26 protein-coding genes are annotated in these 26,260 nt (G+C 59.3%); 9 read left to right on the top strand and 17 right to left on the bottom strand.

The genetic code is table 11. The features are described 5' to 3' along the window. Window positions 1–2: 2 nt before the first annotated feature. On the bottom strand, window positions 3–659 hold the full coding sequence (locus tag ACWXTG_RS09640; protein WP_480219733.1) for a pyridoxamine 5'-phosphate oxidase family protein: 657 nt from the start codon (window positions 657–659) through the stop codon (window positions 3–5). A 140-nt stretch (window positions 660–799) separates the two neighbouring features. Here ACWXTG_RS09640 and ACWXTG_RS09635 point away from each other — a divergent pair, with 140 nt between their 5' ends. The 3 genes from ACWXTG_RS09635 (at window position 800) to ACWXTG_RS09625 (ending at window position 4,904) form a co-directional block, all read left to right on the top strand. After that, window positions 800–1,315 carry a sigma-70 family RNA polymerase sigma factor gene (locus ACWXTG_RS09635; protein WP_480219732.1) on the top strand — a complete coding sequence of 172 codons (516 nt, stop codon included), beginning with the start codon at window positions 800–802 and terminating at the stop codon, window positions 1,313–1,315. 8 nt (window positions 1,316–1,323) lie between these two features. After that, a complete protein-coding gene (locus ACWXTG_RS09630; RefSeq protein ID WP_480219731.1) occupies window positions 1,324–2,292 on the top strand; it encodes a FecR domain-containing protein in 969 nt (322 codons plus the stop codon). A gap of 116 nt (window positions 2,293–2,408) precedes the next feature. Then, entirely contained in the window at window positions 2,409–4,904 is a 2,496-nt protein-coding gene (locus ACWXTG_RS09625) for a TonB-dependent siderophore receptor (RefSeq protein ID WP_480219730.1), read from the top strand. 79 nt (window positions 4,905–4,983) lie between these two features. Here ACWXTG_RS09625 and ACWXTG_RS09620 read toward each other — a convergent pair whose 3' ends face one another. From ACWXTG_RS09620 to ACWXTG_RS09560, 13 genes are all read right to left on the bottom strand, one after another. Further along, window positions 4,984–6,252, bottom strand: coding sequence for an FAD-dependent monooxygenase (locus ACWXTG_RS09620; RefSeq protein ID WP_480219729.1), 1,269 nt, complete (start codon window positions 6,250–6,252; stop codon window positions 4,984–4,986). Then, entirely contained in the window at window positions 6,242–7,555 is a 1,314-nt protein-coding gene (locus ACWXTG_RS09615) for a hemolysin family protein (protein ID WP_480219728.1), read from the bottom strand. Before ACWXTG_RS09615 ends, ACWXTG_RS09620 begins: the two co-directional genes overlap by 11 nt. Window positions 7,556–7,567: 12 nt before the next feature. Beyond that, a complete protein-coding gene (gene lipA / locus ACWXTG_RS09610) occupies window positions 7,568–8,545 on the bottom strand; it encodes a lipoyl synthase (protein WP_480219727.1) in 978 nt (325 codons plus the stop codon). Beyond that, window positions 8,542–9,198, bottom strand: coding sequence for a lipoyl(octanoyl) transferase LipB (gene lipB / locus ACWXTG_RS09605; RefSeq protein WP_480219726.1), 657 nt, complete (start codon window positions 9,196–9,198; stop codon window positions 8,542–8,544). The genes lipA and lipB overlap by 4 nt, the downstream gene beginning before the upstream one ends. 21 nt (window positions 9,199–9,219) lie before the next feature. Further along, on the bottom strand, window positions 9,220–9,513 hold the full coding sequence (locus tag ACWXTG_RS09600; RefSeq protein WP_480219725.1) for an HP0495 family protein: 294 nt from the start codon (window positions 9,511–9,513) through the stop codon (window positions 9,220–9,222). Window positions 9,514–9,518: 5 nt separating this feature from the next. Continuing rightward, the gene (locus tag ACWXTG_RS09595) at window positions 9,519–10,385 is read right to left on the bottom strand and encodes a D-amino acid aminotransferase (RefSeq protein ID WP_480219724.1); all 867 of its coding nucleotides are present in this window, start codon (window positions 10,383–10,385) and stop codon (window positions 9,519–9,521) included. An 11-nt stretch (window positions 10,386–10,396) separates the two neighbouring features. Beyond that, window positions 10,397–11,554 (bottom strand): D-alanyl-D-alanine carboxypeptidase family protein, encoded by a 1,158-nt coding sequence (locus tag ACWXTG_RS09590; RefSeq protein ID WP_480219723.1) that lies wholly within the window; start codon window positions 11,552–11,554, stop codon window positions 10,397–10,399. Between the two features lie 50 nt (window positions 11,555–11,604). Next, window positions 11,605–12,537, bottom strand: a complete 933-nt coding sequence (locus tag ACWXTG_RS09585) for a septal ring lytic transglycosylase RlpA family protein (protein WP_480219722.1) — start codon at window positions 12,535–12,537, stop codon at window positions 11,605–11,607. A gap of 49 nt (window positions 12,538–12,586) precedes the next feature. Then, window positions 12,587–13,681 (bottom strand): rod shape-determining protein RodA, encoded by a 1,095-nt coding sequence (gene rodA / locus ACWXTG_RS09580; protein ID WP_480219721.1) that lies wholly within the window; start codon window positions 13,679–13,681, stop codon window positions 12,587–12,589. Beyond that, window positions 13,671–15,608 carry a penicillin-binding protein 2 gene (gene mrdA / locus ACWXTG_RS09575; RefSeq protein WP_480219720.1) on the bottom strand — a complete coding sequence of 646 codons (1,938 nt, stop codon included), beginning with the start codon at window positions 15,606–15,608 and terminating at the stop codon, window positions 13,671–13,673. Before mrdA ends, rodA begins: the two co-directional genes overlap by 11 nt. A gap of 9 nt (window positions 15,609–15,617) precedes the next feature. Further along, complete coding sequence (mreD, locus tag ACWXTG_RS09570; RefSeq protein ID WP_309565736.1) at window positions 15,618–16,097, bottom strand: rod shape-determining protein MreD; 480 nt, start codon at window positions 16,095–16,097, stop codon at window positions 15,618–15,620. Further along, entirely contained in the window at window positions 16,084–17,016 is a 933-nt protein-coding gene (mreC, locus tag ACWXTG_RS09565) for a rod shape-determining protein MreC (protein ID WP_309565735.1), read from the bottom strand. Before mreC ends, mreD begins: the two co-directional genes overlap by 14 nt. Before the next feature lie 122 nt (window positions 17,017–17,138). Next, on the bottom strand, window positions 17,139–18,182 hold the full coding sequence (locus ACWXTG_RS09560) for a rod shape-determining protein (RefSeq protein WP_230342680.1): 1,044 nt from the start codon (window positions 18,180–18,182) through the stop codon (window positions 17,139–17,141). Between the two features lie 120 nt (window positions 18,183–18,302). Between ACWXTG_RS09560 and gatC the strand changes: the two genes are divergently transcribed. Genes gatC through gatB form a run of 3 tightly spaced genes read left to right on the top strand, consistent with a single transcriptional unit; the run spans window position 18,303 to window position 21,504 of the window. Further along, a complete protein-coding gene (gatC, locus tag ACWXTG_RS09555) occupies window positions 18,303–18,590 on the top strand; it encodes an Asp-tRNA(Asn)/Glu-tRNA(Gln) amidotransferase subunit GatC (protein ID WP_309565734.1) in 288 nt (95 codons plus the stop codon). A gap of 8 nt (window positions 18,591–18,598) precedes the next feature. Beyond that, entirely contained in the window at window positions 18,599–20,068 is a 1,470-nt protein-coding gene (gatA, locus tag ACWXTG_RS09550) for an Asp-tRNA(Asn)/Glu-tRNA(Gln) amidotransferase subunit GatA (protein WP_480219719.1), read from the top strand. Next, complete coding sequence (gatB, locus tag ACWXTG_RS09545; RefSeq protein WP_480219718.1) at window positions 20,068–21,504, top strand: Asp-tRNA(Asn)/Glu-tRNA(Gln) amidotransferase subunit GatB; 1,437 nt, start codon at window positions 20,068–20,070, stop codon at window positions 21,502–21,504. The genes gatA and gatB overlap by 1 nt, the downstream gene beginning before the upstream one ends. 12 nt (window positions 21,505–21,516) lie before the next feature. On the opposite strand, the gene ACWXTG_RS09540 is transcribed toward gatB, so the two are convergent. The 3 genes from ACWXTG_RS09540 to pyrE all read right to left on the bottom strand — a co-directional run bounded on the left by ACWXTG_RS09540 (window position 21,517) and on the right by pyrE (window position 23,541). Continuing rightward, the gene (locus tag ACWXTG_RS09540) at window positions 21,517–22,155 is read right to left on the bottom strand and encodes a DUF4124 domain-containing protein (RefSeq protein ID WP_480219717.1); all 639 of its coding nucleotides are present in this window, start codon (window positions 22,153–22,155) and stop codon (window positions 21,517–21,519) included. Between the two features lie 96 nt (window positions 22,156–22,251). Continuing rightward, on the bottom strand, window positions 22,252–22,761 hold the full coding sequence (locus ACWXTG_RS09535; protein ID WP_480219716.1) for a DNA-deoxyinosine glycosylase: 510 nt from the start codon (window positions 22,759–22,761) through the stop codon (window positions 22,252–22,254). A 138-nt stretch (window positions 22,762–22,899) separates the two neighbouring features. Next, window positions 22,900–23,541, bottom strand: a complete 642-nt coding sequence (pyrE, locus tag ACWXTG_RS09530) for an orotate phosphoribosyltransferase (protein WP_407996154.1) — start codon at window positions 23,539–23,541, stop codon at window positions 22,900–22,902. 24 nt (window positions 23,542–23,565) lie between these two features. On the opposite strand from pyrE, the gene ACWXTG_RS09525 reads away from it, so the two are divergent. The 3 genes from ACWXTG_RS09525 to ACWXTG_RS09515 are packed head-to-tail and all read left to right on the top strand — an operon-like array spanning window position 23,566 to window position 26,252. After that, the gene (locus ACWXTG_RS09525; RefSeq protein WP_407996153.1) at window positions 23,566–24,336 is read left to right on the top strand and encodes an exodeoxyribonuclease III; all 771 of its coding nucleotides are present in this window, start codon (window positions 23,566–23,568) and stop codon (window positions 24,334–24,336) included. 22 nt (window positions 24,337–24,358) lie between these two features. After that, window positions 24,359–25,594, top strand: a complete 1,236-nt coding sequence (locus ACWXTG_RS09520) for an AmpG family muropeptide MFS transporter (RefSeq protein WP_407996152.1) — start codon at window positions 24,359–24,361, stop codon at window positions 25,592–25,594. Then, window positions 25,587–26,252 (top strand): sulfite exporter TauE/SafE family protein, encoded by a 666-nt coding sequence (locus ACWXTG_RS09515; RefSeq protein ID WP_407996151.1) that lies wholly within the window; start codon window positions 25,587–25,589, stop codon window positions 26,250–26,252. The genes ACWXTG_RS09520 and ACWXTG_RS09515 overlap by 8 nt, the downstream gene beginning before the upstream one ends. Window positions 26,253–26,260 lie beyond the last annotated feature (8 nt).

Below are 26,260 nucleotides of genomic sequence, written 5' to 3'. Positions count from 1 at the left end.
TGTCAGGCATTGCCTTTCATCACGAGTTCCCCATATTGCTCGGGTGAAATCGTGCCGCCCATGGAGGCCACCTTGGCGAGATACTTCGGCTGCAGGACATCCTGCACGACGTCAAGGCGCTTCCATTGAGGCGTCGGCGTGACGCAGCCCGGCTGCGGAACGTAAGGGGAGGTCTGCACGCGCTGGTGCTTGTGGATATAGCGCGGGCAATTGACGAAGATTTCCTCGATCTTGACTCTCACGACTAGTTCGGCTTCCTGGTATTCCGCAAGCAAGGGGTCGTCCGGCGTAATGCTGGCAGTGCCATGGACGCGGATGCGGTGCGGGGTTTCAAAGTCGATGAACAGCATGCCTATCTTGGGATTGAGCGAGAGATTGCCCATGGAGAGATACATGCTGTTGCCGTCCAGGCTGGGGAACGCCAATGTCGTGTCGTCCAGTATTTTCACAAACCCGGGCTGGCCGCCCTTGTGGGAGCAAGTGGGGAAGCCGCGGTGATCTATGGTGGAAAGGAAAAAGAAATCGCGGCTGCCGATAAAGGCAGCATGCTCTTCCGGGATGCTGGGCAGCACGATCAGGTCGCGCACCCGGTCCGCCATCGCTACCCCGTCGAATTGTTCCTGCCATTGCCTATGCTGCTCTCCGTAGAACTCGCCCATGTTCACCTCCTCCATTACTTTGTATTTACTGACCTGTATAGCGTCATGGTAGGGACAGTTCTTTCCATGAGTCAAGAGTCCTTGCCTGATAAATTGGCGCTCATATAAAATGAGAAATATTCTCATTAGCTGATGGTCAAATGGAAACGCTTCCGGATTCGCAGCAACAAATGCTGGGCACGCTGTATACCGAGCATCACGGCTGGTTGCAGGGTTGGCTGCGCAAGAGGCTGGGCTGCGTATTCGAGGCGGCAGACTTGGCGCAAGATACCTTCGTGCGGATCGCCTTGCAGCGCGAGCTGGAAAACCTGCGCGAGCCGCGTGCCTACCTCACCACCGTCGCGCATGGGCTCATGGTCAACCAGTTGCGCAGGCGCAAGCTGGAGCAGGCCTATCTCGCAGCCTTGGCGCAGGCGCCCGCCCATGAGATCCCCTCGCCAGAGGCGCAGGCCATGCTGCTGGAAACCTTGCTCGAAATCGACGCCCTGCTGGACGGCCTGCCTGGCAAGGTACGCATGGCTTTCCTCATGGTGCAGCTGGAAGGCGCCTCGCATGCCGACATTGCGCGCCGCCTCGACGTCTCGGTAAGCTCGGTGCGCAAATACATCATGCGGGCATTGGCGCATTGCCTGTCGGTAGACACGCCATCGGCCTGACGTTATCCATGACAAATACTTCCCTATCCTCCGAACAAGCGGCGTTACAGGCGGCGATCACCTGGTATGCCCAGTTGAGTTCGGGCGAGGCAAGCGAGGCTGACCATATCGCATGGCAAGCCTGGCGCGACCAAAGCACTGACCACGAAACCGCTTGGCAGCAGGTGGAACGTATCACCGAAAAATTCGAGCGTGTGCCGGCCCAGCTTGGCATCGCCACACTCACCCCGCAAAAGCGCCTGGAACGCCGCAAGGCGCTCAAGCAGCTCGCAGTGCTGATTGCCGTGGGCGGCGCGGGCTGGCAGGCCTATCGGGAGTTGCCGTGGCAAAGCTGGAATGCCGATATCCGTACCGCGGTTGGCGAACAGCGCACGTTGGCGTTGGCTGACGGCAGCCTATTGGTCGTCAATACCGATTCCGCACTGGACGTGGCGTTCGATGCCCGGCAGCGCCTGATTCGCCTGCACAGCGGCGAAATCATGGTCGATACCGGCCAGGAAGCCGAGCCATACCGGCCTTTTGTCGTACAGACCAGCGAAGGGCTGCTGACTGCCTTGGGCACGAAATTCAGCGTGCGCCAGACCGATGGCGGTACCTTGCTCAGCGTGATGGCGCATGCCGTCAAGGTCGAGCCGCAGTCCGTGCCTGGGCAGGCTTATACCGTCAGCGAAGGCATGGCCAGCCTGTTTTCTGCCCATGGGCAAATCACACTGGGCCCGTTGTCGCCACAAGCGTCGAGCTGGGCCGATGGGTTTATCTATGCCGACAACCTGCCCTTGCCGCAATTCATCGCAGAACTGCAACGCTACCGCAAAGGCTGGCTGCGCTTGGCTCCTGAATTGCATGAGTTGAAGATTTCCGGCTCTTTCCCGGTCAAGGATACCGATGCCGTATTGCACAGCATTGCCAGGACCCTACCGGTCAATATCACCATGTTCACCCGCTACATCGTATTGCTGGAACCTCGCGCAACATAAAGCCTGACCTCTGGTTCGGGCAAGCCCGCCAAAATAATTTTCATTTTCGATTGTCACTTTTCGATTTTCGTTTGGCAAAGCAGATAGAGACGTTTAATCACTATCCAGGGAGCATCATGCCAAGAGAAAACAAAACCCATCCATTCAAGCGCAGCACTATTGCCTTGCTGTTGCAGGCCAGCATTGCAACAGGCGCATTGATGCCGATGCATATGACACATGCCGCCGAAGCGGCTGCGGCGGAAGCAAAAACCTACGCTATCGCAGCCGGCCCTCTGGGCGCTGCGCTTTCCAGGTTCGCCACCCAGGCTGGCGTACTACTTTCGTTCGATCCTGTCACGACGAAAGGCAAAACTACTTCGGGATTGAACGGTAGTTATTCCGTGAGGGAAGGCTTCGAGCTTTTGTTGCAAGGCAGCGGGCTGTCCGTGAGGCAGGAGAGCGATGGCGGTTATTCTTTGACGATAGCGCAGAAGCCCAAGGCTAGTGCAGAAAGCACTCTACCCGAAGTGAGCGTCAAGGCAAGGCGGGAGGAATTGCTCAGTACAACCGAGGGCACGCGCAGTTATGCTGTGTTTGGGCCGGTTGATACCGCTACTCGTCTGCCATTGACGCTGCGAGAAACACCGCAAAGCATCAGTATCATGACGCGCCAGCGTATAGAGGATGAGAATCTACGCAGTGTTGAAAGCGTGTTGGACCGTGCCCCGGGCATTTCAATCCAGAATGTCGGGACCAGCCGATTCTCCATTAATTCCCGCGGCTATGCGATCGACAATTATCAATTGGATGGTGTATTGACCGCCACTGACATTGTGTCGCAGAACATTCCACAAGCTCAGTCTGATCTTGTTATTTATGACCGTGTGGAAATACTGCGTGGCGCAACCGCATTGCTGACGGGAGCAGGCGACCCGTCAGGCACGATCAATCTGGTGCGCAAGAAACCTACTCATGACTTCCAGGGTTATGCCAGTCTGGGATTGGGCAATTGGGATCGTTACCGGGGAGAGCTGGATGTATCAGGGCCTTTAAACGATAGCGCCAGCTTGCGTGGACGCCTTGTGGCTGCCTATGAGAAAGGTGGTACCCATATTGATTATTACGATACTAAAAAGACAGTGCTCTATGGAGTGCTGGAAGCGGATATTACGGAGCGCACGTTGATAAGAGCTGGGTTGGATTACCAAAAATCCGATCCGCAAGGACAATCGCCGGCAGGATTGCCCCTGTTTTACAGCGACGGAACACGAACCAATTTTTCACCATCCGACAATGCAGCCTCGCGTTGGAGCAAAAATGAGATCGAGGTTTATAACGCTTTTCTCAACCTCGAGCATCAATTTGGTAATGATTGGAAATTAAAGCTATCTGCCAATCATTTGTATGGCGAGCGGGATTTCTCCTTGGCATACGCCAGCTGGGGATTTCCCAATCAGGCAACTGGCAATGGCGTGAGGCTCTACGGTGGTCTCGGGAGTGCAGTCCAGCGGCAGACAGGATTTGATGCGCATATACAGGGGCCGTTTGAACTTTGGGGGCGTCAGCAGGAGTTTGTATTGGGCTTCAACTGGTCGGAATTCGATAATCAGCATGAGCCCATGCGGGGTGCTGGCATTGAGGGGCGCAATATCAATATTTACACCTGGAATAATGAAACTGCCGGGCCGACCATTACTGGACAAAAATTGATGGATTACGACGGTTGGCAGAAGCAGTATGGCACTTATGGCATGTTGCGTTTAAAACCCTGGGATAATATTTCATTCATCGTAGGCGCGCGTATTAACAATTACGAGTACCAGCTCTCGCAGATTTATACCAATCCTGCATCTGCGGCAAACAATCGCATTACCAACATGCAAGAAACAGGGGTGGTTACGCCTTATGCTGGTATTGTCTATGACTTCAATCGTATCCATTCCGGATACGTGAGTTATACCAATATCTTCAAGCCGCAAAGCGTGCGCGACCGCAATGGCGCAGTTCTCGACCCTCGCGAGGGAGATAACTATGAAGTCGGCCTAAAGAGCGAATTCTTCAGCGGTAAGCTGAATAGTGCGGTTTCGCTGTATGAAATTCGTCAAGACAACCTGTCTGAAGCTGATCCAGGACAAACGGTACCAGGCACCTCTCCGGTCCAGGCTGCCTATCGTGCGGTGAGCGGGGCTAAAACGCGAGGCGTTGATATTGAGCTTAACGGTGCACTGATACCTGGCTGGCAATTAAGCGCCAGTTATAACTACAGTATTACCAAAGATGCTGACTGCGAACTTATACGCACCATTTTTCCTCGTCAGATGGCCAAAGTCTGGACTAGTTACCGTTTGCCTGGCATATGGAACAAACTTAGCCTTGGCGGTGGTGTGAATTGGCAGAGTCGGATTTACTACACGGCCACTTCTTCAGGGTTTGCGCTGAAAGGCGAGCAGGAGTCCTATGCCGTGGTTAACCTGATGGCCAGGTACGATATCAGTAAGCAGCTTTCCGCGACATTGAACGTCAATAATTTATTCGACAAAGAGTATCTGCAAGGATTGGATACAACGTTCCACACCGGCATTTATGCGCCGACGCGCAATGCCTGGCTAAGCTTGCGCTATAACTTCTGAAGCTGATTATGGAACCTGGCTTAGAATATGAACAAGTCCTTGATGCTGCAATGCTCATCAGGCTTGTTCCTCAACAGCATCAAGAGTTGATCAACGCAGCGAGATTTCGCAAAGGTGCGGGCAAAGGCAGCGAGGAGTGGCCGAATCCCAGAGCATAGCGAATCACTTCCCGTTTGACTGGGCCGTGATGATTGGCGGCCCTGAGCCCCAGGTTGCGCAGCAGGCGCAAGGGCGCGCTATCGTTGCTGAAGCCGTAGCTGAAAGCGTCCATGGCGCGCTGCATGACGAGGTTGGCGAGCTTGCGCTGGCGTTCGTAGCCTTGCAGGCGTGGCAATGAAGCAAGGTCGCCGTCTTCCTGCCAGGCTTGCTGCAGAATCTCGTTGAGCACGGCGGCATCCTGAAATCCGAGGTTCACACCCTGGCCTGCCAGTGGATGAATGGTGTGGGCGGCGTCGCCGATCAGCGCGACGCCCTGGCGCGCATAAGCCTGTGCATGGCTGCGCGCGAGCGGGAAACTGCCGCGTTGCACCAATCCCGTGATCTCGGGCAATGCGGCGGGGAAGTGCTGGCGGAACGCGTCCAGCAGCGCATCGTCGTCCAGCGTCAACAGCCGGCGTACCTCGCTCGGGCGGTGGTACCAGACCAGCGAGGCATAGTCCCCAGGCAGGGGCAGCAGCGATTGCGGCCCGTCGGGGGTGAAGCGCTGCCAGGTGATGTCGCGTTCGCCGCCTTGGATGCCGACGGTAGCGACCAGCGCATGCATGGGGTATTGCCGGCTGTCCAATGCAATACCAGCAGCCTTGCGCACTTGAGAGTTGGCGCCGTCGGCACCGATGAGGAGTCTTGCCTCGAAGGCCTGGCCGCTTTTCAGGCGGATGTGGCTGCCTTCGGGCCGATAGGCAATCTGATCGATTTCGTCCGGGCACAGTAAGATGACGTTGTCATAACCTTGAAGCGCCTCCAGGCAGGCCAGCTGCACCAGCCTGTTCTCGACGATATGGCCGAGCCAGGGCGCATCGACTTCCGCGGCATCAAACAAGGTGCCCTGGTCCCGGCGGTTTTCCCAGACCTGCATGCGCTTGAACGGCGCAGTGCGCATGGCTTGTATCGCCGGCCATGCGTGGGATTGCTCAAGAAAGCCGATAGAGGCGGGGCTCAGGGCCGACACGCGCAAATCGGGGGGGCTGGAAGCGTCAAAAGGAGCAGGTGGATGGTTTTCCAGCAGGGCGATCCGCATGCCGCTGGGCGCGAGCCTGGCAGCTAGTGCGCTGCCTATCATGCCGCCGCCGACGATGAATAGGTCGACTTTTTGCGGGTAGTTCACTTCGGCCACTATATCACTCATCATGCTTCTGCTTCGGGTGGATGCGGACCAGGATGATGCGCGGGCCGTTCATTTTCTTGACGACGATGTCGAATTGCTCGAAGGCGATGCTCTCGCCCTCCTTGGGGATGTAGCCCAGCTTGGATAGCACCAGCCCGCCGACGGAATCGACTTCGTCGTCGTTCTCGATCTCGATGCCCAGGGCGCGTTCCAGCGTGAAGATAGGCAGGCTGCCCTTGCCGATCAGCGTGCTGTCGTCGAGCTTGGTCCAGTCGTTCTGGCTCTGGCGGAACTCGTCGCGGATCTCGCCGACCAGGGCCCCCAGCATGTTGTCCAGGGTGATGAAGCCCTGGGGTTCCTGTCCCTTGCGGCCGACGATGGCGAAGTGGCTGGCCTTGCCCTCGCGGAAGCGGCGGAACAGTTCTATCGCAGGCAGGTCGGGAGCGACAAACGGGGCAGGGTGCACAAAGCGGCTCAGGTCCTGCAGTTCGTCCTCTTCGAACTTGGCGAGGAACAGGCTCTTGAGGTGGATGACGCCCTTGACCTTGCCGTCCTGCTCCACGAAAGGATAACGGCTGTAGCGGTGCTGGGAGATGATTTCCAGGTTTTCCTCGAAGCTGTTTTTTGCTGACAGGGAAATGGCCTCGTTGAAGGGCCGCATGAGGTCGGCGACTTCCAGGTCGCTGAAATCCAGCGTATGGGCGAGGATGTTCCATTCGTCCTTGGTGAGCTCTTCCGAGGCACGGCTGCTGCGCAGGATCAGCTTCAGCTCGTCGGCCGAATAATGGGCGTCGCTGGCATGGCCGGTGCTGAGGCCGAACTTGCGCAATATCCAGTTGGAGCTGGCATTGAGCAGCCAGATGGCGGGATACATGACCCAGTAGAAAACATACAGGGGCGCGGCCGTCCATAGGCCGACCGTTTCCGACTGACGTATCGCCATGGATTTGGGGGCGAGCTCTCCCAGCACGATATGCAGGTAGGAGATGGTGAAGAAGGCGACCACGAATGAGATGCCGTGCACGAGTTCGGGGGCGGTGACGCCAACGCTGAACAGCAAGGGCTCCAGCAATTGGGCGAACGCCGGTTCGCCTACCCAGCCGAGGCCTAGCGAGGCCAGCGTAATACCCAACTGGCAGGCGGACAGGTAGGCGTCGAGCTGGCCATGAACCTTGGCGAGGATGCGGCCGCGCCAGCCGTGGGTCTTGGCAATCGCCTTGACGCGGGTTTGCCGGAGTTTGACCAGCCCGAACTCGGCCGCCACGAAGAAGCCGTTGAGCAGGACCAGGAAGAATGCGAGCAGGATGAGTAGAAGGTTGCTTTCCATGATGGTGGAATGTTAGAAACTGACTCCTGCTTGTTGCGCCTGGTTGTCGGCATGGTAGGAGGAACGCACCATGGGGCCGCAGGCGGCATGGGTGAAGCCCATGGCGAGCGCTTGCTGCTCGAATTCGGCAAAGCGCTGCGGCGTGACGAAGCGCTTGACCGGCAGGTGGTGCGGGCTAGGCTGCAGATACTGGCCCAGGGTGAGCATGGTGACGTTATGCGCGCGCAGGTCGCGCATCACTTCCAGGATTTCCTCGTCGGTTTCGCCCAACCCTAGCATCAAGCCGGACTTGGTCGGCACTTCCGGGTGCAGCTCGCCGAACTCCTTGAGCAAATCCAGCGAGTTCTGGTAGTCGGAGCCGGGCCGTGCTTCCTTGTAGAGTCGCGGCACGGTTTCCAGGTTGTGGTTCATGACGTCTGGTGGCGCGGCCTTGAGGATATTGATGGCGCGATCCAGGCGGCCGCGGAAGTCGGGCACCAGGATTTCCACCTTGATATTGGGTGAGTGGGTGCGCACTGATGCGATGCAGTCGACAAAATGCTGGGCGCCGCCGTCGCGCAAGTCGTCGCGATCGACGCTGGTGATGACGACATACTTGAGGCGCATCTGGGCGATAGTGCGGCCCAGGTTCTCCGGTTCGTTGGCATCGGGCGGCAGCGGTTTGCCGTGCGATACGTCGCAGAACGGGCAGCGGCGCGTACAGATGTCGCCAAGGATCATGAAGGTGGCGGTGCCGCCGCTGAAGCATTCGCCGATATTGGGGCACGATGCTTCTTCACAGACAGTATGCAGGTTGTTCTCGCGCAGCACTTGCTTGATTTCGCGGAAACGTGCGCTATCCGGCACTTTCATGCGTATCCATTCCGGCTTGCGCATGGCCGGCATGGGAATGATCTTGATCGGAATGCGCGCCATCTTCTCGGCGCTGGTTTCCTTCACGCCCGCGACCTTGCGTGGCGGCGGGACGATGCGTTCGGTAATTTCTGTCATAAGGTGTTCTCGGTCAGGCAATCAGTATAGCCTAACTGTGATGTCAATTTATCAAGCAGCTTTTGTGCCGCCGCCTCGGGTGCCAGGCATATTCCCAGGTCGCGGGCCTGGGTGACCTGCAGGCCCTGGTAGCCGCAAGGGTCGATGGCGAGGAACGGGGCCAGGTCCATGTCGATATTCAGCGCCAGGCCGTGATAGCTGCGCTGGTTCTTCAGGCGCAGGCCGAGAGAGGCAATCTTGGCGCCGTTGACGTATACGCCGGGTGCATCAGCCTGCGCCACTGCCGTGACGCCGTGCTCTGCGAGCAGGCCGATGATACTGTCTTCCATCGCGCTGACCAGCGAGCGGACAGTGAGACCGCGGCGCTTGAGGTCGAGCAAGACATAGATGACGACCTGGCCCGGGCCATGGTAGGTGATCTTGCCGCCCCTATCCACCTCGATCAATGGAATGTCGTCCCGGCTCGGCGGACGCACGGCCTTGCGGTTCAAGCCCAGGGTGTAGACGGGGGCGTGCTCGGTGAGCCAGAATTCATCATTGCTGTATTCGGTCCTGGACTGTGTGTAGGCCTGCATGGCCTGCCAAGTGGCGAGGTAATCGGTGCGGCCCAGTGTACGGATGACCAAAGGCCGGTTCATGCGCTCATGCTGCATGGGGTATCGCTGCCGCCGTCATCAAAGTACGTATTTCACCTTGGGGTGCGATGTGAGCGAGCGGTAGATGTCGTCCAGCTGCGGCTTGGAGTGCACGAGCACGGTACAGGTCAGGCTGACGTATTTGCCGCCGGTGCTGGCCCGCATCTCGATGCGCGTGGCGTCGAAATCCGGCAGGTGCTGCTGGATCACGGCCAGGATCAGGTTGGCGAATTCCTCGTGCGCCTCGCCCATCACCTTGATAGGGAAGTCGCAGGGAAATTCGATCAGCGTTTCCTGATCATCGGGTTTGTTGTCATTGCGCTCATTTGCCATATTGCTTACCTCGCAGGCCTCATTACTTGGTTCTTGAATGCCTGGTACAGCACATGCATGCGCTTGAATACCGGGCCGGGCTTGCCGTCATTGACCGCCACGCCGTCCAGCGCGACTACGGCAAGCACTTCCTTCGTGGACGAGGTGAGCCAGATTTCATCCGCCGCGCGCAATTGCGCTTCGCTCACCGGGCCGACCTTGGTCGGCATGCCGTTTGCCTGAGCGAGCTCCAGCACCACGTCATAGGTGATGCCGGGGAGCATGAACTGGTTCTTGGGCGGGGCCAGCAATACGCCTTCTTTCACGATAAAGATATTGCTGCTGCTGCCTTCGGTGAGATAGCCGTCTCGCAGCATCAGGGTTTCCGCCACGCCGTGATCCACGGCTTCCTGCCGCAACAATACGTTGGCAAGCAGGGAGATGGCTTTTATATTGCAGCGCTGCCAGCGAATATCAAGTGCCGTGATCGCGCTCACGCCGGATTCCACTAGCTCGGGCGATGGCGTCACCAGGGGCATGCTCATCGCCAACACGGTCGGGCTGACTTCCGGCTGTGGAAATGCCTGGTCGCGAGGTGCGACGCCGCGCGTGACCTGGATATAGAGCGATTGGTCGGTCAGTCCGGCATTGGCGGCGACCAGGCGCGTGCAGACGTCATGCCATCCGGCCGTATCGAGCGGGTTGCGGATACGGACCGCTTCCAGGCTCTGGGCCAGCCGGGCGAGGTGTTCGTCAAGGCGGAACGGCTGGCCGGAATAGACCGGGACGACTTCATACACGCCATCGCCAAAGATAAAGCCACGGTCCAGCACCGGGACCGTGGCCTGAGCCAATGGCAGGAATGAGCCGTTGAGGTAGACGGTTTCATCCATGCGCTGCGGGATTACTCGAACCAGAGCTTGATCGTGTCCAGCAGGCGGCCGAAGATGCCGGCCACTTCCACGCCCTTGGCGGCGACCAGCTTGTGCTCGGCAATCACTTTATCATCCAGGATGAACTGGATGGTGCCCACCTGCTGTCCGGCGCTTACCGGGGCCACCAAAGGCTGCTGGCTGACCACCTTGGCCTTGACGCGGGCATATTCGCCCTTGGGCAGGGTGATGGAGACATTCCTGGCCACGGTGGCCACGACGTTGTTCTCTGCGCCCTTCCATACCTTGAGGCTGCTGACTTCCGCGCCGCGCTTGTACACCAGCTTGGATTCGTAGAACTGGAAGCCGTAGTTGAGCAGCTTCTGGCTCTCGGTCGCACGCGCGGAATCGGACGGGGCGCCAAGCACGACCGAGATCATGCGGGTGTCGCCGCGCTTGGCCGAGGTGACCAGGCAGTAGCCCGCGCTCTTGGTATGGCCGGTCTTCATGCCGTCAACGTAAGGGTCCAGCCACAGCAGGCGGTTGCGATTAGGCTGGCTGATCTTGTTATAGGTGTATTCCTTCATGGAATACAGGCGCTTGTACTGGTCGGGGAAGTCGCGGATCAACGCGGCCGCGAGCAAGGCCAGGTCATGCGCGGTGGTGTAATGCTGCGGGTCGGGCAGGCCGGTGGCGTTGACGTAATGGGTCTCTCGCATGCCCAGGCGCGCGGCTTCCTTGTTCATGAGTTCGGCAAAGCCCTCCTCGGAGCCGGCAATGCCTTCGGCCAGCGTGATGGAGGCATCGTTGCCGGACTGAATGATCATGCCGTGCAGCAGTTCATCGACAGTTACGGGTTTGTTGGGCTCGATGAACATCTTGGAACCCTCGACCTTCCAGGCCTTGACGCTGACCGGAAGGGTCTGCGTCAGGGTCAGGTGGCCGTTCTTGATGGCCTTGAAGGCCAGGTAGGCCGTCATGATCTTGGTGAGCGAAGCCGGCTCGACACGGGAGCTGCCATCCTGTTCCGCAATCACGCGCTCGCTGTTGAAGTCATAGAGCTGGTAGGACTTGACGGCCAGCGCCGGGGGTTGGGGGATGTCTGCCGCTTGCGCCGTCAGGGCATTGGTCACAAAGGCGGTCACTGCAGCGATGAGGATCGCTGGCTTGCGGATGGAAAGATAGGACATAGAATCTCTTTAACTCAATGATTTAGGGTTCAAGCCGGTAGCCAACAAACTCACTGGTATACCACGATCGCGTTGGTATTGAGTGTCTGCTTGATTTTTGCCGCCGCTGCCTCGGCCTGCTGGCGGCTGCTATATGGCCCGAGGCGAACGCGATAAGTTCCGGCATTATACCAATTCTCTACCTGGACATTGTTCGCGAGCTGGTTTTGCTGCAAGGTCTCGACCAGCCGGTCGCCGTTGGCCTTGACCGAGAAGGCGCCAACCTGCACATAGGCGCCGGTGATCGGCTGGTTGGTGACGGTTTCATTCATGGCGTTGGTGAGGCTGCCGTTGCCTGCCTCCGCAGCGGCAGGCTTGGCCTGTTGCTCGACAGTGGCCCCGGCTGGGTTTGAGATCGGCCTGCCATTTTCGTCCAGCGCCTCCACATCGACGATGCCGCTGCCTTTTTCGACCAGGCGCAGCTTATAGGCTGCGGCGTAGGAAAGGTCGATCAGCCGGTTGTCATGGAACGGGCCGCGGTCATTGATGCGCACGATGACGGAGCGGCCGTTCTCCGGGTTGGTGACGCGTACGTAGCTCGGCAGCGGCAGAATGGTATGCGCGCCGGTCATGGCGTACATGTCATAGACTTCGCCGCTGGAAGTCTTTTGTCCGTGGTAGCGCTTGCCATACCAGGAAGCGATGCCGCGTTGCTTGTAAGGAGTGTGTTCCGTCAGCGGGGTGTAGCGGCGGCCCAGCGCGCTGTACGGGCGCATGGCGCGCGGCAGCGGCGTTTCGGCGCGTGGCTTGGCATCCGGAATGCTGTCGATGTCGGCGGGCGGGTTGTCGCCAGGGCCGTCATCCAGGTAGTAGCCGCCTTTCTTGGGCGCGGACTGTGTCGTCGGGGCAGGCTTGCCCGCATCCGGTTTGACGCTGGTGCCGCCGCCGCAGGCCACCAGAGTGAGGGCAATCATGCCAGGAATCAGGTTGCGTATCAGTTTCATGGGGTCTGCAGGCCTGAATACTCTAAGGCCCGTCTCGCTCCTTTCTTTCCTAAGAGGTAACAAGCTTTTTGTGCGTATGAATACTCATGAGTATGCCAAAACCGACCAGCAAGGTGACCAAAGAGGTGCCGCCGTAGCTGATGAGCGGTAAGGGCACGCCCACTACCGGCAGGATGCCGCTGACCATGCCGATGTTGACAAACACATAAGTGAAGAAGGTCAATGTAATGCTGCCTGCCAGCAAGCGGCTGAACGTGCCTTGCGCCTGTGCCGCGATCACGAGGCCGCGGCCGATGATGACGGTGAACAGCAGGATCAGCAAGACGTTGCCGAGCAGGCCGAACTCTTCGCCGAACACCGCGAAAATGAAGTCGGTGGTGCGTTCTGGCAGGAAATCGAGCTGCGACTGGGTGCCGTTGAGCCAGCCCTTGCCGGCGAGGCCGCCGGAGCCGAGCGCAATGCTGGCCTGGATGGTATGGTAGCCGGCGCCTAATGGGTCCTGGTACGGATCGAAAAGGATTTCAATGCGCCGCCGCTGGTAATCATGCAGCATGGACCAGAGAATGGGGGCCATGACGGCCACGCTGACCGCCGCGCCGATCAGGATGCGCCAGCTCAAGCCGGCCAGGAACAGGACATAGAAGCCGGAGGCGGCGATCATCAGCGAGGTGCCGAGGTCGGGCTGCTTCATGATCAGGCCGACCGGGATCGCAAGCAGCACGGCGCCAATGACATGGTCCTTGAACGTTGCGGCTGATTCGCGGCGGGAAAAATACCAGGCCAGCAGCATGGGCACGGCGATTTTCATCAGTTCCGAAGGCTGTATCTTGGCGACGCCGATATGCAGCCAGCGCCTGGCGCCGTGGCTGATCTCGCCGAATAGCGCAACGCTGATCAGCAGCAGCACGCCCAGCACATAGGCGGGCAAGGCGATACGTTCCAGTATCTGGGGGGAGATATTGGCGGCGATCCACATCAGGCTGAGCGCTACCGTGATGTTGACCAGCTGGTTGCTGATCTTGCTCATGCTCTGCCCGGAAGCGCTATAGAGGACGCACAGGGCAAGCACGATGGTGACGATCAGGCAGCTCATCAGGAAGCCGTCGATATGCTTCACCAGGCGTTTCATCAATTTACTCATCATGGCTGTGGGCCTCCGGAGTGACGGGCGCGCCCACGCTGGCATCTTCCACGGCTGGTTTTTCCGATGGGGGCTCCTTGCCCAGCAAGTAGTAATCCATCACGCGCCGCGCGATCGGCCCGGCGGTGGAGCCGCCATGGCGGCCGTTTTCCACGATCACGGCAATCGCGATCTTGGGGTCTTCCGCCGGTGCGTAGGTGATGAACAACGCGTGGTCCAGGTGCCGCTCGTGCATCCTGCTTTCATTGTACTTCTCATTCTGCTTGATCCCGACCACCTGGGCAGTGCCGGTCTTGGATGCCATGAGGTATTGGCTGTCGGCTCCCAGCCGTGCCGCGGTACCGCCCGGCAGGGTGACGTCCATCATGCCTTGTTTCACGATCTCGATATTTTTCGGGTTGAGCGCAACCTGGTCGACGACTTCGGGCGAAATGGAGTGGACATGGCCGCCCTTGCTCTCCTGGATCGCAGCGACCAGGTGCGGCTTCATGGCCTTGCCGTTGTTGGCGAGAATGGCGGTTGCCTGCGCCAATTGCATGGGGGTCGCGAGCATATAACCCTGGCCGATGCCGACAATCACGGTTTCGCCCGGGAACCATTTCTGCTTGAAGCGCCGGCCTTTCCATTCCGGGGTCGGCAGCAGGCCGCTCATCTCACCCTTGATGTCGATGCCGGACGGCTTGCCGAAGCCGAAGTGGCTGACGAACGAAGCGAGCCTTTCTATGCCCAGCTCCATGGCCAGCCCGTAAAAGAACGTGTCGCAGGAGACCGCAATGGCCTTGCGCATATCCACGGTGCCATGGCCGCTGGGCTTCCAGTCGCGGTAACGGTGTGTATTGCCCGGCAATGTGAAAAAGCCCGGGTCGCTGATGCTGAACGGGGGTGCGCGTTTTCCCGCTTCGAGCCCGGCCATGGCGACGAACGGCTTGAAGGTGGAACCCGGAGGGTAGACGCCGCGTAACGGACGGTTGATCAAGGGCTTGTCCAGCGATTCGTTGAGTTCTTTCCAGCTTTCGCTATCGATGCCGTCGACGAAAAGATTGGGGTCGTAACCGGGCTGGCTGACGTATGCGAGCACTTCCCCCGTGCTGGGCTCGATCGCCACCAGGGCGCCGCGGTAGTCGCCGAACGCTTCTTCGGCGATGCGCTGCAATTTGCTGTCCACGGAGAGGATCAGGTTATTGCCCGGGATGGGCGGGGTGCTGGATAGCACGCGCACTGCATGGCCGCCCGCGTCGATTTCCACTTGCTGGAAACCGGTGATGCCGTGCAGCTGCGACTCGTAATACTGCTCCAAGCCGCTCTTGCCGATATGGTCCGAGCCCTTGTAGTTCGAGAGGTCGCCGGACTCCTTGAGGTTCTCCAGGTCGCGGTCGTTGATGCGGCCTATGTAGCCGATGATGTGGGAGCCTGACTTGCCTTGCGGATATTGGCGGAACAGGCGGGAGCGGATCTCCACTCCCGGGAGGCGGAAGCGATGGACGGCGATCTTGGCTGCTTCATCCTCATTGAGGTGCGTACGGATGGGCACGCTCTCGAAACTATGGGTCTGGGCGCGCAGCTTCTTGAAGCGCTTGCGGTCATTGGTGCTGACTTCGATCAGTTTCGCCAGTTCATCGATGGTTTCTTCCACGGTGTTGGCGACCTTGGCCGGCGTGATTTCCAATGTGTACACAAAGGAGTTCTGCGCCAGCACCACCCCGTTCCGGTCCAGGATCAGCCCGCGGTTGGGCACGATGGGAACCAGAGAAATGCGGTTGTTCTCGGCCATGGTCTGGTAATGGTCGTACTTCGCGTATTGCAGGTAGACGAAGCGGCCGATGAGGATGCCGAAGCACGTGATGACCAGCAATGCGCCGGCCGCCAGCCGCGCACGGAAATCGTGCTGCTCCTTCTGGTAGTTCTTGAGTTCTGAACGGCGGGATCTCATGGGCAGGGATCAGGCCTGGTTGGAGCGGCTGTCGATACGAAGGCGCGAGAAGATGACGAACTGCCAAAGCAGGATGCCGCTGACGCTGGGCAGGAAATATTGCCAGCCTGGCAGTTCTCCGCCTGCGAACAGCTTGAGCACGAGCGTAATGACTTGGGTAAATAGCAATAATAGGAATACATAACCGGCTTGCTGCCAGATATTGAACAATGCCAGGCGTCGCTGATAAGCCACTGCGAAATACGACGTGATGGAGTAGGCGAGTGCAAACTGACCAAACAGTCCGCCCGAGATCAGGTCCATGAGCAATCCTGCAAACCAGGCGGTGCCGATGTTGCACAGATGCGGCGCCCTCAGGGTCCAGTACAGTACGGTCACCAGGAGGAACTCGGGACGTACCGTCAGCAGGCTGCCGGACCATGGCAGGATTTGCAGTATCAATGCCAGCAGCAACGACAGGTATACAGGTTTGAAGCTAGTTGTTGACATGGCGTTTTGGCGGCGTTGTTTTTTTGGGGGCAGGCTTGGCCTTCACTGTATTGCTGTCCGCCGGGCGTTCGGCCTGGGGTATGCTGACCAACAGGAGCTGCCTGTGGTGTTCGATGCCTGCAAGAGGCTTGCCGATAATATGGGCAAATGGCGAGTCGGCATTGGTATCCACCTGGACGACTTCCGCGACGGCGAGTCCTGGAGGGTAGATGCCGTCAATGCCGGAGGTGACCAACTTGTCGCCTGCCCGGATATCGACATTGGCTGGCAGCGAAGGCAATTCCACCGTGGCATTGCGGCCTTGTCCGAATGCGATTGCACGCAGGCCGTTGCGCTCGACCTGCACTGGGATGGAGAGCTCCTTGTCGGTAATGAGCGTTACCTCGCTGCTGAAGGGGTAAACGCGCGTGACTTGCCCGATCACGCCATTCTCATCAATTGCCGCTTGGCCTGCCACGATGCTCTGGCGCGATCCCAGGTTGACGACGACTTTGTGGCTGAATGGATCGCGCCCCATATGTAATATCTCGGCGAGGCGGGCTGGCTGGCTGGAAAGCTGGGCGGCTCCCAGCAAGCTGCGCAGGCGCTCGTTTTCAGACGCCAGCGCCTTGAATCGCTGCAGTTCCGCTGCATGTTCCAGGGCCTGGTGGCGCAAGCGGGTGTTCTCTTCGGTGAGCGTGGTCTGCGTATGCAGGTATGCGCTCACATCCTGGGCGAGATTGAGCGGTGCGTTGGCAATGATCTGCAAGGGATGCAGCAGCGCGATGAATCCCTGGCGGACTTCCACAAGGTAGTTCAGTCGTGCGTCCGTGGCAATCAATACCAGGGAAAGCACGGAGAAGAAGAATAAGCGCGCCGTAGGGCTCGGGCCGCGAACAAAGAAGCCAGTGTGGTGTTGGTGTTCTAAGGCGCGTGGCATGAGGAATGTGTGATGGTTGTCTGGTCTAGTGTGCTAGTGATGTTCCGGAACCTGCGAAGCTCCTGATGATAAAAAACAGGCCATCGTGACATGGCCTGATTCTGTTCTCATGATAACGCAATTTACTCGTAGGCAAACACATTGCCCAGCTTGTCCATTTCTTCCAGCGCACGGCCACAGCCGCGGGCGACACAGCTCAATGGATCTTCCGCCACGATCACTGGAAGGCCGGTTTCTTCCAGCAGCAGGCGGTCGAGGTCGCGCAGCAATGCGCCGCCGCCGGTCAGCACCATGCCCTTTTCGGCGATGTCGGCGCCGAGCTCAGGCGGCGTTTGCTCCAATGCCGACTTCACTGCGCCGACAATCGCGTTGAGCGGTTCGGTCAATGCCTCGAGGATTTCATTGCTGGAGATGGTGAACTTGCGCGGCAGACCTTCAGCCAGGTTGCGGCCGGTCACTTCCAGCTCAAGCACCTCGGAGCCTGGGAATGCGGAGCCGATCTGCTTCTTGATCAATTCCGCAGTAGGTTCGGAAATCTGCATGCCGTAATTGCGGCGGATGTAGTCGATGATAGCCTGGTCGAACTTGTCGCCGCCGACGCGCTCGGATTTCGCATAGACAATGCCGCCCAGCGAGATCACGCCGACCTCGGTGGTGCCGCCGCCGATGTCCACCACCATGGAGCCTGTGGCTTCCGCGACCGGCATGTTGGCGCCGATCGCCGCCGCCATCGGTTCCTCGATCAAGTAAACCTGGCGCGCGCCGGCCATCTCGGCAGATTCCTTGATCGCGCGGCGCTCCACCTGGGTGGAGCCGACGGGAACACAGATAATGATGCGGGGATTGGGGCTGAACAGGCGGGATTCGTGAATCTTGCGGATAAAGTACTTGAGCATCTGCTCGGTGATGGTGAAATCGGCAATCACGCCATCCTTCATCGGGCGGATCGCCGTGATGTTGGCCGGCGCGCGGCCCAGCATGCGCTTGGCTTCCAGGCCGACCGCCAGCAAGGTTTTCTTGCCGGTGGGGCCGCCTTCCTGGCGAATCGCCACCACGGATGGCTCGTCGAGGACGATACCCTTGCCACGTACGTAAATCAGGGTGTTTGCTGTGCCAAGGTCAATGGCGAGATCGTTAGAAAAGTAACTGTTTAAAAGACCGAACATTATTTGTATCCTGACGAGCTGCCGCAGGCTGTGTGGGCCTTATGTCGCGGCTGAAGATGTGCGTAAAATCAAGGTATAATACCTGATATCTCCTAGAAATTTAAGATTTGGATTGGATAAATGTCACTCAACACACATGACGTCAAAAGGATCGCGCACCTGGCGCGGATCGCCGTCAGCGAGGAAGAGGCCGAAGCGACCCTGGTCAAGCTTTCCGGAATTCTTGGCCTGATCGAGGAAATGCAGGCGGTGGATACCAGCGGCATCGCCCCCATGTCCCACTCTCAGGACGTGACCCAGCGCCTGCGCGAGGACGTGGTCACCGAAAGCGACCAGCGAGAATTGCTGCAATCCATCGCGCCTGCCGTCGAGAACGGCCTCTACCTTGTTCCCAAAGTCATCGAATAAGTCCTGTCATGATCAATCATAGTTTGAAGCACCTGGCCGGCATGCTGGCCAGCAGGGAGATTTCCAGTGTCGAGCTGACGCAGGAATACCTCAACCGCATCGCGCGTCTCAACCCCGAGATCAATGCCTATATCACAGTCAATCCCGAGTTGAGCCTGGCCCAGGCCAAGGCGGCCGACCAGCGTATCGCCCATGGCGACGCAGGTCCGTTGACCGGCATCCCGGTCGCGCAGAAAGACATTTTCTGTGCCAAGGGCTGGAAGACCACCTGTGGCTCCAAGATGCTGGAAACCTTTATTGCCCCTTACGACGCAGGCGTCGTCGAGCGCTTCAATGCCGCCGGCGCCGTCAACCTGGGCAAGACCAATATGGACGAGTTCGCGATGGGTTCTTCCAACGAGACTTCCTATTTCGGCAAGGTGCAGAACCCGTGGGACAGGACGCGGGTCCCGGGCGGCAGTTCTGGCGGCAGCGCGGCTGCGGTGGCGGCGCGCCTCTGCGCTGCGGCGACAGGTACGGATACCGGCGGCTCGATTCGCCAGCCCGCGTCATTGTGCGGCCTTTCCGGCCTCAAGCCTACCTACGGCCTGGCTTCCCGCTACGGCATGATCGCGTTTGCCTCCAGCCTGGACCAGGCCGGCCCCATGGCGCATTCGTCCGAGGACATGGCGCTGATGATGAATGTGATGACCGGTTTCGACGAGCGGGATTCCACCAGCCTGCAGCGCGAGAAGGAAGACTATACCCGCGAGCTGGGCAAGTCGCTGGCAGGCCTCAGGATAGGCTTGCCCAAGGAATATTTCGCGGAAGGCCTGGACGCCGGCGTGGCGAAGGTGATCGAGGCGGCGGTGGACGAATACCGCAAGCTGGGCGCGGAGATCGTCGAGGTCAGCCTACCCAATACCATGCTGTCCATCCCTGTCTATTACGTGCTCGCACCGGCCGAGGCCTCCAGCAACCTGTCGCGCTATGACGGCGTGCGTTTCGGCCACCGTGCCGCCGAGTACGACGACCTCATGGACATGTACTGCAAGAGCCGCGCGGAAGGCTTTGGCGCGGAGGTGAAGCGCCGCATCCTGATCGGCACTTATGTGCTGAGCGCGGGCTACTACGACGCCTACTACCTCAAGGCGCAGCAGATACGCCGGCTGATCGCCGAGGATTTTGCGCGCGCCTTCGAGCAATGCGACCTGATCCTGGGCCCGACGGCGCCTTCCACCGCGTTCAAGTCCGGCGAGAAGGCGGATGACCCGGTCGCGATGTACCTGCAGGATATCTATACCATCGCCGTCAACCTCGCCGGGTTGCCGGGCATGAGCATCCCTGCCGGTTTTGCGCCTGCTGCAGACGGCACGGAGCTGCCCGTGGGCCTGCAGATCATCGGCAACTATTTCGACGAAGCGCGCATGCTCAATGCCGGGCATGCCTATCAACAAGTCACAGACTGGCACATCCGCATGCCGGAAGGAATTGCATAATGAGTAGTTGGGAAGTCGTCATCGGGCTGGAGACGCACGTCCAGCTCAATACCAAATCCAAGATTTTCTCCGGCAGCAGCACTGCGTTCGGCGCGGAGCCCAATACCCAGGCCAACGTGGTCGACATCGCCTTGCCCGGCGTATTGCCCGTGCTCAACAGGGAGGCCGTGCAATGCGCCATCCGCTTCGGCCTGGCGGTGAATGCCGAGATTGCGCCGCGTTCGGTGTTTGCGCGCAAGAATTACTTCTACCCCGACCTGCCCAAGGGCTACCAGATCAGCCAGTATGAACTGCCGGTGGTCGGCAAGGGTTCGCTGACGATCCAGGTCGGCGATAGCGAGAAAACCGTCAACATCACGCGTGCCCATCTTGAGGAAGACGCAGGCAAGTCCGTGCATGGCGCGAGCCCGGGCCAATCCGGCATCGACCTCAACCGTGCGGGGACGCCCTTGCTGGAAATCGTCACCGAGCCGGACATGCGTTCCGCCGCCGAGGCCGTGGCCTATGCGCGCAAGCTGCACGAGCTGGTGCAGTGGATCAATATCTGCGACGGCAATATGCAGGAAGGCAGTTTCCGCTGCGACGTCAACGTTTCCGTGCGCCGCAAGGGAGAGGAAAAGTTAGGCACGCGCCGCGAGATCAAGAACCTCAACTCCTTCCGCTTCATGCAGCAGGCGATCGAGTACGAAACCCGCTGGCAGATCGAAACGCTGGAAGACGGCGGCAAGATCGAGCAGGCGACGGTGCTGTTCAACCCCGATACCGGCGAGACCCGCGCCATGCGCAGCAAGGAAGAAGCCAACGACTACCGCTATTTCCCCGATCCCGACCTGTTGCCGTTGGCGATCTCGGCTGAAGACATCGACGCCATCCGCGGTACCTTGCCTGAATTGCCATCGGCAATGAAGGCGCGCTTCGAGCGCGACCACGGCTTGTCGGCCTACGATGCCTCTGCACTGACCGCTTCGCGCGGCGTGGCGGATTACTTCACTGCGGCATTGACCGAGTTCGGCGGCGAAGCCAAGCTGGTAGCCAACTGGGTGATGGGCGGCGTGAGTGCCAAGCTGAACGAAGAAGGCCGCGAGATTGCCGATGCGCCCGTATCGCCGGTCCTGCTTGCAGGCTTGCTGAAGCGGATTGCCGATAACACCATCTCCAGCAAGATCGCCAAGGATGTATTCGAGGCGATGTGGGCAGGCGAAGGCGACGCGGACGCCATCATCGAGCGCAAGGGCCTGAAGCAGGTGACCGATAGCGGTGCGATCGAGGCTATCGTGGACGAGGTGCTGGCCGCCAACGCCGCCATGGTGGAGGAATTCCGCGCCGGCAAGGAAAAGGCGTTCAACGCCTTGGTGGGCCAAACCATGAAGGCTTCCAAGGGCAAGGCGAACCCTGCCCAGGTCAATGAAATCCTCAAGCGCAAGCTCGCAGGCTAACGCAATCTAGGTTTAGTGTGCCGGGCTGGCGCCCTCGCCAGCCGGTACGCCTGTCTTCAATTCAATAAAACGCTTCTTGTCGTTTTCGAAGCGCAAGCGCATGGTCTCCATATGGTGTTTGCGCTCTGCGATTTGCTCATCTATCTTGCCGATGTCGAGCAAGGCGGCCTTGAAATCCTTCTTGAAGTCCTTCGGCACCGGCTGACCGCGCTTGATGTAGCCGGCTTCTAGATTCTTGAGTTCCTGCAGGCGCGCCGTGACGCTGAGCTTGCGCTGTTCCAGTCCTTCCAGCATGGCCTGGTCCATTTGCAGGTTGCGGTCGCGGGCGAGGTCGATCTCTTGCTCCGAGCTGTAGACTGCCTGCAAGGTCCTGTCCCGCCTGGCTTGTTCGCTATCTTTACCGGGGGGGGCTGATGCTGCGCTGTTTGCCGTGTCGGTTTGCGGCATGCCGCGCGGGCTGATATTGCTTTCCTTGCCCGAATATTGCGGTGGCAGGGTATCTCCATAATGGGTAGTGCCTTGCTCGTCCACCCACTTCATGATCTTGCCGCTGGGCTGCTTGGATTCCGTAGCTGCCCATACTGTGCTGGCGTTCAGCGTCAATAGCAGGTATGCCATGACATTCGCAGGCAGATGCAATCTGCGTATCATGCCTTTCCTCCCTTGTGGAATAATCGTAATTATTTTTTGCTAACTATCGCATGATTTTGCGCCGGATTATACCCTTTGCCAAAACATGGGAATTCTTCAGTCGGAGATCACGGCAGTGATCTGCTGCCACTGCGCAAGCTTGTGTTCCTTCTTGATCGAGGCATTGGCAGGGCTGGTGGAAGGCAGCCTGTGGTAATGCAGGTGGGCCGGAATTATTTGCCGCTTGAGCACATGGCGGCGAAACGCCTGCTCGGCCTTGCTGCCGTTGAAAAAAATGTGGCGGATGTGGGGAAACTGCGCAAACAGGGCGCTGAAATCATTGGCGACGATGGAGGCTTCCTCGATGTCGCCGTCCAGGCTGCTGATGCGTATGCACTCCTTGAGCACATCCCATATGCCGATATGCTGCTGGTTCAGCAGCCTTAACCTTTCATGGTATCCGGTCTCGGGCGGAATGTTGAAGATATGGGCGATGAACGGCCAGAACAGGTTCTGCGGATGGGCGTAGTAAGCCTGCATTTCCAGTGACCGTTTGCCGGGCATGGAGCCCAGTATCAATACCCGGCAAGCTGGGGTGACGGCTGGAGGAAAGCTATGAATTAGCATATGCCGCCGAGGCTTTACTTAGAGCGGTTAACAAAACCCAGCGCAGCGGTCCTGGCCAGCCGCGCTGCCGCAGGCAGTACAAGTCGTACGGCAAGGCAGCGCAACAATGCCAGGAGAGTTTTGTTAGCTGCGCTTAATCTATTCAACACCATATGCGCTGCGGTATGCGGCAATGGCAGGGCGGTATGCTGCCAACTCGCTGCTTTGGTCCAGGTACTCGATCAGGTCACGCAGGTTGGCGATGCTGATCACGGGCAATTGGTGCTGCTGCTCGACTTCCTGCACGGCTGATAGCGCGCCCAGGCCGCGCTCCTGGCGGTCGAGCGCAATCGCGACGCCGCACGGCGTGGCGCCGCTGGCGGTGATGATGTTGACCGATTCGCGCACCGAGGTGCCGGCCGAGATCACGTCGTCCACAATCAGCACCCTGCCTTGCAGGGAAGCGCCTACAATGGTGCCGCCTTCGCCATGGTCCTTGGCTTCCTTGCGGTTGAAGGCATAAGGCACGTTGCGGCCTTGCCTTGCCAGGGCGATCACGATGCTGGCGGCCAGGGTGATGCCCTTGTAGGCCGGCCCGAACAGCATGTCGAACTGCACGCCGGAGCGCACGATGGCGGCGGCGTAGAATTCGCCCAGGCGCATCAGGCTTTCGCCGTCGTTGAACAGGCCCGCATTGAAGAAGTAGGGGCTGAGACGTCCGGCCTTGGTGGTGAACTCGCCGAAACGTAATACCTGCTTTTGGATGGCGAATTGGATAAAATCTTGCGTTGAATCTGACATGATGAGTGAAGAAAGGTTGTAGTGTTGCGTATTATATCCCTGAATCTCAATGGCATCCGTTCCGCTGCCAGCAAAGGCTTTTATCCGTGGATGCAGCAACAGCAGGCCGATATCGTCTGCTTGCAGGAGCTGAAGGCGCAGGAAGCCGACATGACGGCGGAAATGCTGCAACCCGAAGGTTATTACGGCTATTTCCATTACGCCGACAAGAAAGGATACAGCGGTGTGGGCATTTACTCGCGGCAGAAGGCCGATGCGGTGATCGTGGGCCTGGGCATTGCCGATATCGATAGCGAAGGCCGCTACCTGGAGGCGCGCTACGGCAACCTGAGCGTAGTGTCGCTTTACCTGCCTTCCGGTTCCAGCGGGGAAGAGCGGCAGGCATTCAAATTCAGCGTCATGGAGCGATTCATGCCGCACCTAGAGTCATTGATCCGCGATGGCCGCGACGTCGTCATCTGCGGCGACTGGAATATCGCCCACCAGGAGGCCGATCTCAAGAATTGGCGCGGCAACCGCAAGAACTCGGGCTTCCTGCCGGAAGAGCGCGCCTGGCTCACGGATTTGTTCGGCCGCATCGGCTGGGTGGATGTTTACCGCTTGCTGCATCCGGATACCACCGATGCCTGCTACACCTGGTGGAGCAACCGCGGGCAGGCGTGGGCGAAGAATGTCGGGTGGCGTATCGATTACCAAGTAGCGACGCCGGCATTGGCGGCCCGGGCGGTAAGCGCCTCGATATACAAGGATGCGCGCTTCAGCGACCATGCGCCGCTTACTGTTGATTACCGGTAGTCACGACAAGTCAGGATACAAAATGATCAAGCAAGGCTGGGGGGCTACCCTCAAGGCCGTGGTAAGCGGGCGCATGCTGGTGGCGCTGATGATGGGGTTCGCGTCGGGATTGCCCCTGCTCCTGACCGGTTCCACCATGCAGGCCTGGCTCAAGGAGTCAGGCGTCGATCTCGCCATGATAGGCGCAGCGGCGATGATAGGCCTGCCGTATACGCTCAAGTTCCTATGGGCGCCGCTGTTCGACCGTTACACCATCCCGCTGTTCGGGCGGCGGCGCGGCTGGCTGGCTCTGAGTCAATTGGCGTTGGTGTTCGCCTTGCTGGCCTTGAGTATGAGCGACCCGGCCAGCAGCTTGTGGGGCGTGGCGCTCGCTGCATTGCTGGTGACCTTTTTCTCGGCGTCGCAGGATATCGTCATTGATGCCTATCGCCGTGAAAGCCTGTCGGACCAGGAGCTGGGCCTGGGTTCCGCCATGTTCGTCAACGGCTACCGCGTCGGCATGCTGCTCGCGGGCGGCGGCGGCCTGATCCTCGCCGACCTGCTGACGTTCCCCAAGATGTACCAGCTGATGGCCCTGTTCATGGGCTTGTGCATCCTGGTGACGCTGTTCTCGCCCGAGCCCAGAGAGGCGGCAGGCAGCCCACGCACCTTGCGCGAAGCCGTGGTGGAGCCGTTCCTGGAATTCTTCAAGCGGCCAGAGGCCATCACCATCCTGGCCTTCATCCTGCTCTACAAGCTGGGCGATACCCTGGCTTCTGCCATCAATGTGCCGTTCTATCTCGACCTGGGTTTCAGCAAGAGCGAGATCGGCGCTATCGCCAAACTGTTCGGCTTCTGGGCTACGCTGATAGGCGGCACCCTGGGCGGCATCTGGATATTGCGCATCGGCCTGTATCGTTCCCTCTGGCTGTTCGGCTTCCTGCAAATGGCATCGACTTTCGGCTTTGTGCTGCTGGCGCAGGTGGGATACAACCTGCCCATGCTGACCGGCGTCATCGCGGTGGAAAACTTTACCGGCGGCCTGGGCACCGCTGCTTTCGTCGGCTTCATGGGCGCCATGACCGACAGGCGATTCACGGCAACCCAGTATGCCTTGCTGTCCAGCCTCATGGGCGTGCCGCGCGTGATTCTCTCCACGCCGACGGGATGGATGGCGGGGGAAATGGGCTGGACCATGTTCTTCCTCTTGTGCACCGTGCTTGCCATACCCGGTTTGCTCATGATCCGGCGCTTCAGGGGCTGGGAGCCGCATGCCTGAACTCAGCCTCTTCGCTGCCCTGCTGGTCGGCCTGTTGGGCGGCGGGCATTGCGCGGGCATGTGCGGCGGCATCGTGGGTGCGGTAAGTATGAGCATGCCGGGCAGCCGCCCGCAATGGCGCTTGCTGCTGGCCTATAACCTCGGGCGCATCGGCAGCTACGGCGTCGCCGGGGCGATTGCCGGGGCCGTAGGGGCCAGCAGTTTCTTTCTGCAACACCTCCTGCCGGTCGGCAAGGTGCTGTATGCACTGGCGAATATCATATTGATTTTGCTGGGCCTGTACCTTGCCAATCTCTGGCATGGCGTGATTGCCTTGGAGCGTATTGGCGCGGTGTTGTGGAAGCGGCTGCAGCCGTTCAGCAAGCGTTGGCTGCCGGTACGCAATATTGCCCAGGCGGGCATGCTGGGCGCGATCTGGGGCTGGCTGCCTTGCGGACTCGTCTATAGCGTGCTGATTGCCGCTCTGGCGACAGGCAGTCCGGTGCAAGGCGGATTGCTGATGCTGGCTTTTGGGATGGGAACATTGCCCACCCTGCTGGCGATGGGCATGGCTGCAGTGCGCCTAAAGGCGTGGTTGCAGCAGCTATGGATCCGGCGTATCAGTGGGCTGACCGTGTTGTTGTTTGGCGTGCTTGGCTTGGTGCGTCTCTGGTTTTGAATCTGTAA

The organism is Methylobacillus sp. DLP286 (assembly GCF_056636515.1).
This window is presented reverse-complemented; position numbering and strand designations above follow the sequence as displayed.

Bases quoted from the DNA above. Each gene is read 5' to 3' on its own strand.
- ACWXTG_RS09615 (WP_480219728.1), bottom strand. From the start codon at position 7,555: ATGGAAAGCAACCTTCTACTCATCCTGCTCGCATTCTTCCTGGTCCTG.
- ACWXTG_RS09630 (WP_480219731.1), top strand. From the start codon at position 1,324: ATGACAAATACTTCCCTATCCTCCGAACAAGCGGCGTTACAGGCGGCG.
- ACWXTG_RS09535 (WP_480219716.1), bottom strand. From the start codon at position 22,761: ATGCTAATTCATAGCTTTCCTCCAGCCGTCACCCCAGCTTGCCGGGTA.
- ACWXTG_RS09515 (WP_407996151.1), top strand. From the start codon at position 25,587: ATGCCTGAACTCAGCCTCTTCGCTGCCCTGCTGGTCGGCCTGTTGGGC.
- gatA (WP_480219719.1), top strand. From the start codon at position 18,599: ATGATCAATCATAGTTTGAAGCACCTGGCCGGCATGCTGGCCAGCAGG.
- mreD (WP_309565736.1), bottom strand. From the start codon at position 16,097: ATGTCAACAACTAGCTTCAAACCTGTATACCTGTCGTTGCTGCTGGCA.
- ACWXTG_RS09585 (WP_480219722.1), bottom strand. From the start codon at position 12,537: ATGAAACTGATACGCAACCTGATTCCTGGCATGATTGCCCTCACTCTG.
- ACWXTG_RS09595 (WP_480219724.1), bottom strand. From the start codon at position 10,385: ATGGATGAAACCGTCTACCTCAACGGCTCATTCCTGCCATTGGCTCAG.
- ACWXTG_RS09620 (WP_480219729.1), bottom strand. From the start codon at position 6,252: ATGATGAGTGATATAGTGGCCGAAGTGAACTACCCGCAAAAAGTCGAC.
- ACWXTG_RS09640 (WP_480219733.1), bottom strand. From the start codon at position 659: ATGGGCGAGTTCTACGGAGAGCAGCATAGGCAATGGCAGGAACAATTC.
- ACWXTG_RS09635 (WP_480219732.1), top strand. From the start codon at position 800: ATGGAAACGCTTCCGGATTCGCAGCAACAAATGCTGGGCACGCTGTAT.
- gatC (WP_309565734.1), top strand. From the start codon at position 18,303: ATGTCACTCAACACACATGACGTCAAAAGGATCGCGCACCTGGCGCGG.
- ACWXTG_RS09590 (WP_480219723.1), bottom strand. From the start codon at position 11,554: ATGTCCTATCTTTCCATCCGCAAGCCAGCGATCCTCATCGCTGCAGTG.
- ACWXTG_RS09520 (WP_407996152.1), top strand. From the start codon at position 24,359: ATGATCAAGCAAGGCTGGGGGGCTACCCTCAAGGCCGTGGTAAGCGGG.
- mrdA (WP_480219720.1), bottom strand. From the start codon at position 15,608: ATGAGATCCCGCCGTTCAGAACTCAAGAACTACCAGAAGGAGCAGCAC.
- ACWXTG_RS09625 (WP_480219730.1), top strand. From the start codon at position 2,409: ATGCCAAGAGAAAACAAAACCCATCCATTCAAGCGCAGCACTATTGCC.
- ACWXTG_RS09600 (WP_480219725.1), bottom strand. From the start codon at position 9,513: ATGGCAAATGAGCGCAATGACAACAAACCCGATGATCAGGAAACGCTG.
- lipB (WP_480219726.1), bottom strand. From the start codon at position 9,198: ATGCAGCATGAGCGCATGAACCGGCCTTTGGTCATCCGTACACTGGGC.
- gatB (WP_480219718.1), top strand. From the start codon at position 20,068: ATGAGTAGTTGGGAAGTCGTCATCGGGCTGGAGACGCACGTCCAGCTC.
- mreC (WP_309565735.1), bottom strand. From the start codon at position 17,016: ATGCCACGCGCCTTAGAACACCAACACCACACTGGCTTCTTTGTTCGC.
- rodA (WP_480219721.1), bottom strand. From the start codon at position 13,681: ATGATGAGTAAATTGATGAAACGCCTGGTGAAGCATATCGACGGCTTC.
- ACWXTG_RS09540 (WP_480219717.1), bottom strand. From the start codon at position 22,155: ATGATACGCAGATTGCATCTGCCTGCGAATGTCATGGCATACCTGCTA.
- pyrE (WP_407996154.1), bottom strand. From the start codon at position 23,541: ATGTCAGATTCAACGCAAGATTTTATCCAATTCGCCATCCAAAAGCAG.
- lipA (WP_480219727.1), bottom strand. From the start codon at position 8,545: ATGACAGAAATTACCGAACGCATCGTCCCGCCGCCACGCAAGGTCGCG.
- ACWXTG_RS09560 (WP_230342680.1), bottom strand. From the start codon at position 18,182: ATGTTCGGTCTTTTAAACAGTTACTTTTCTAACGATCTCGCCATTGAC.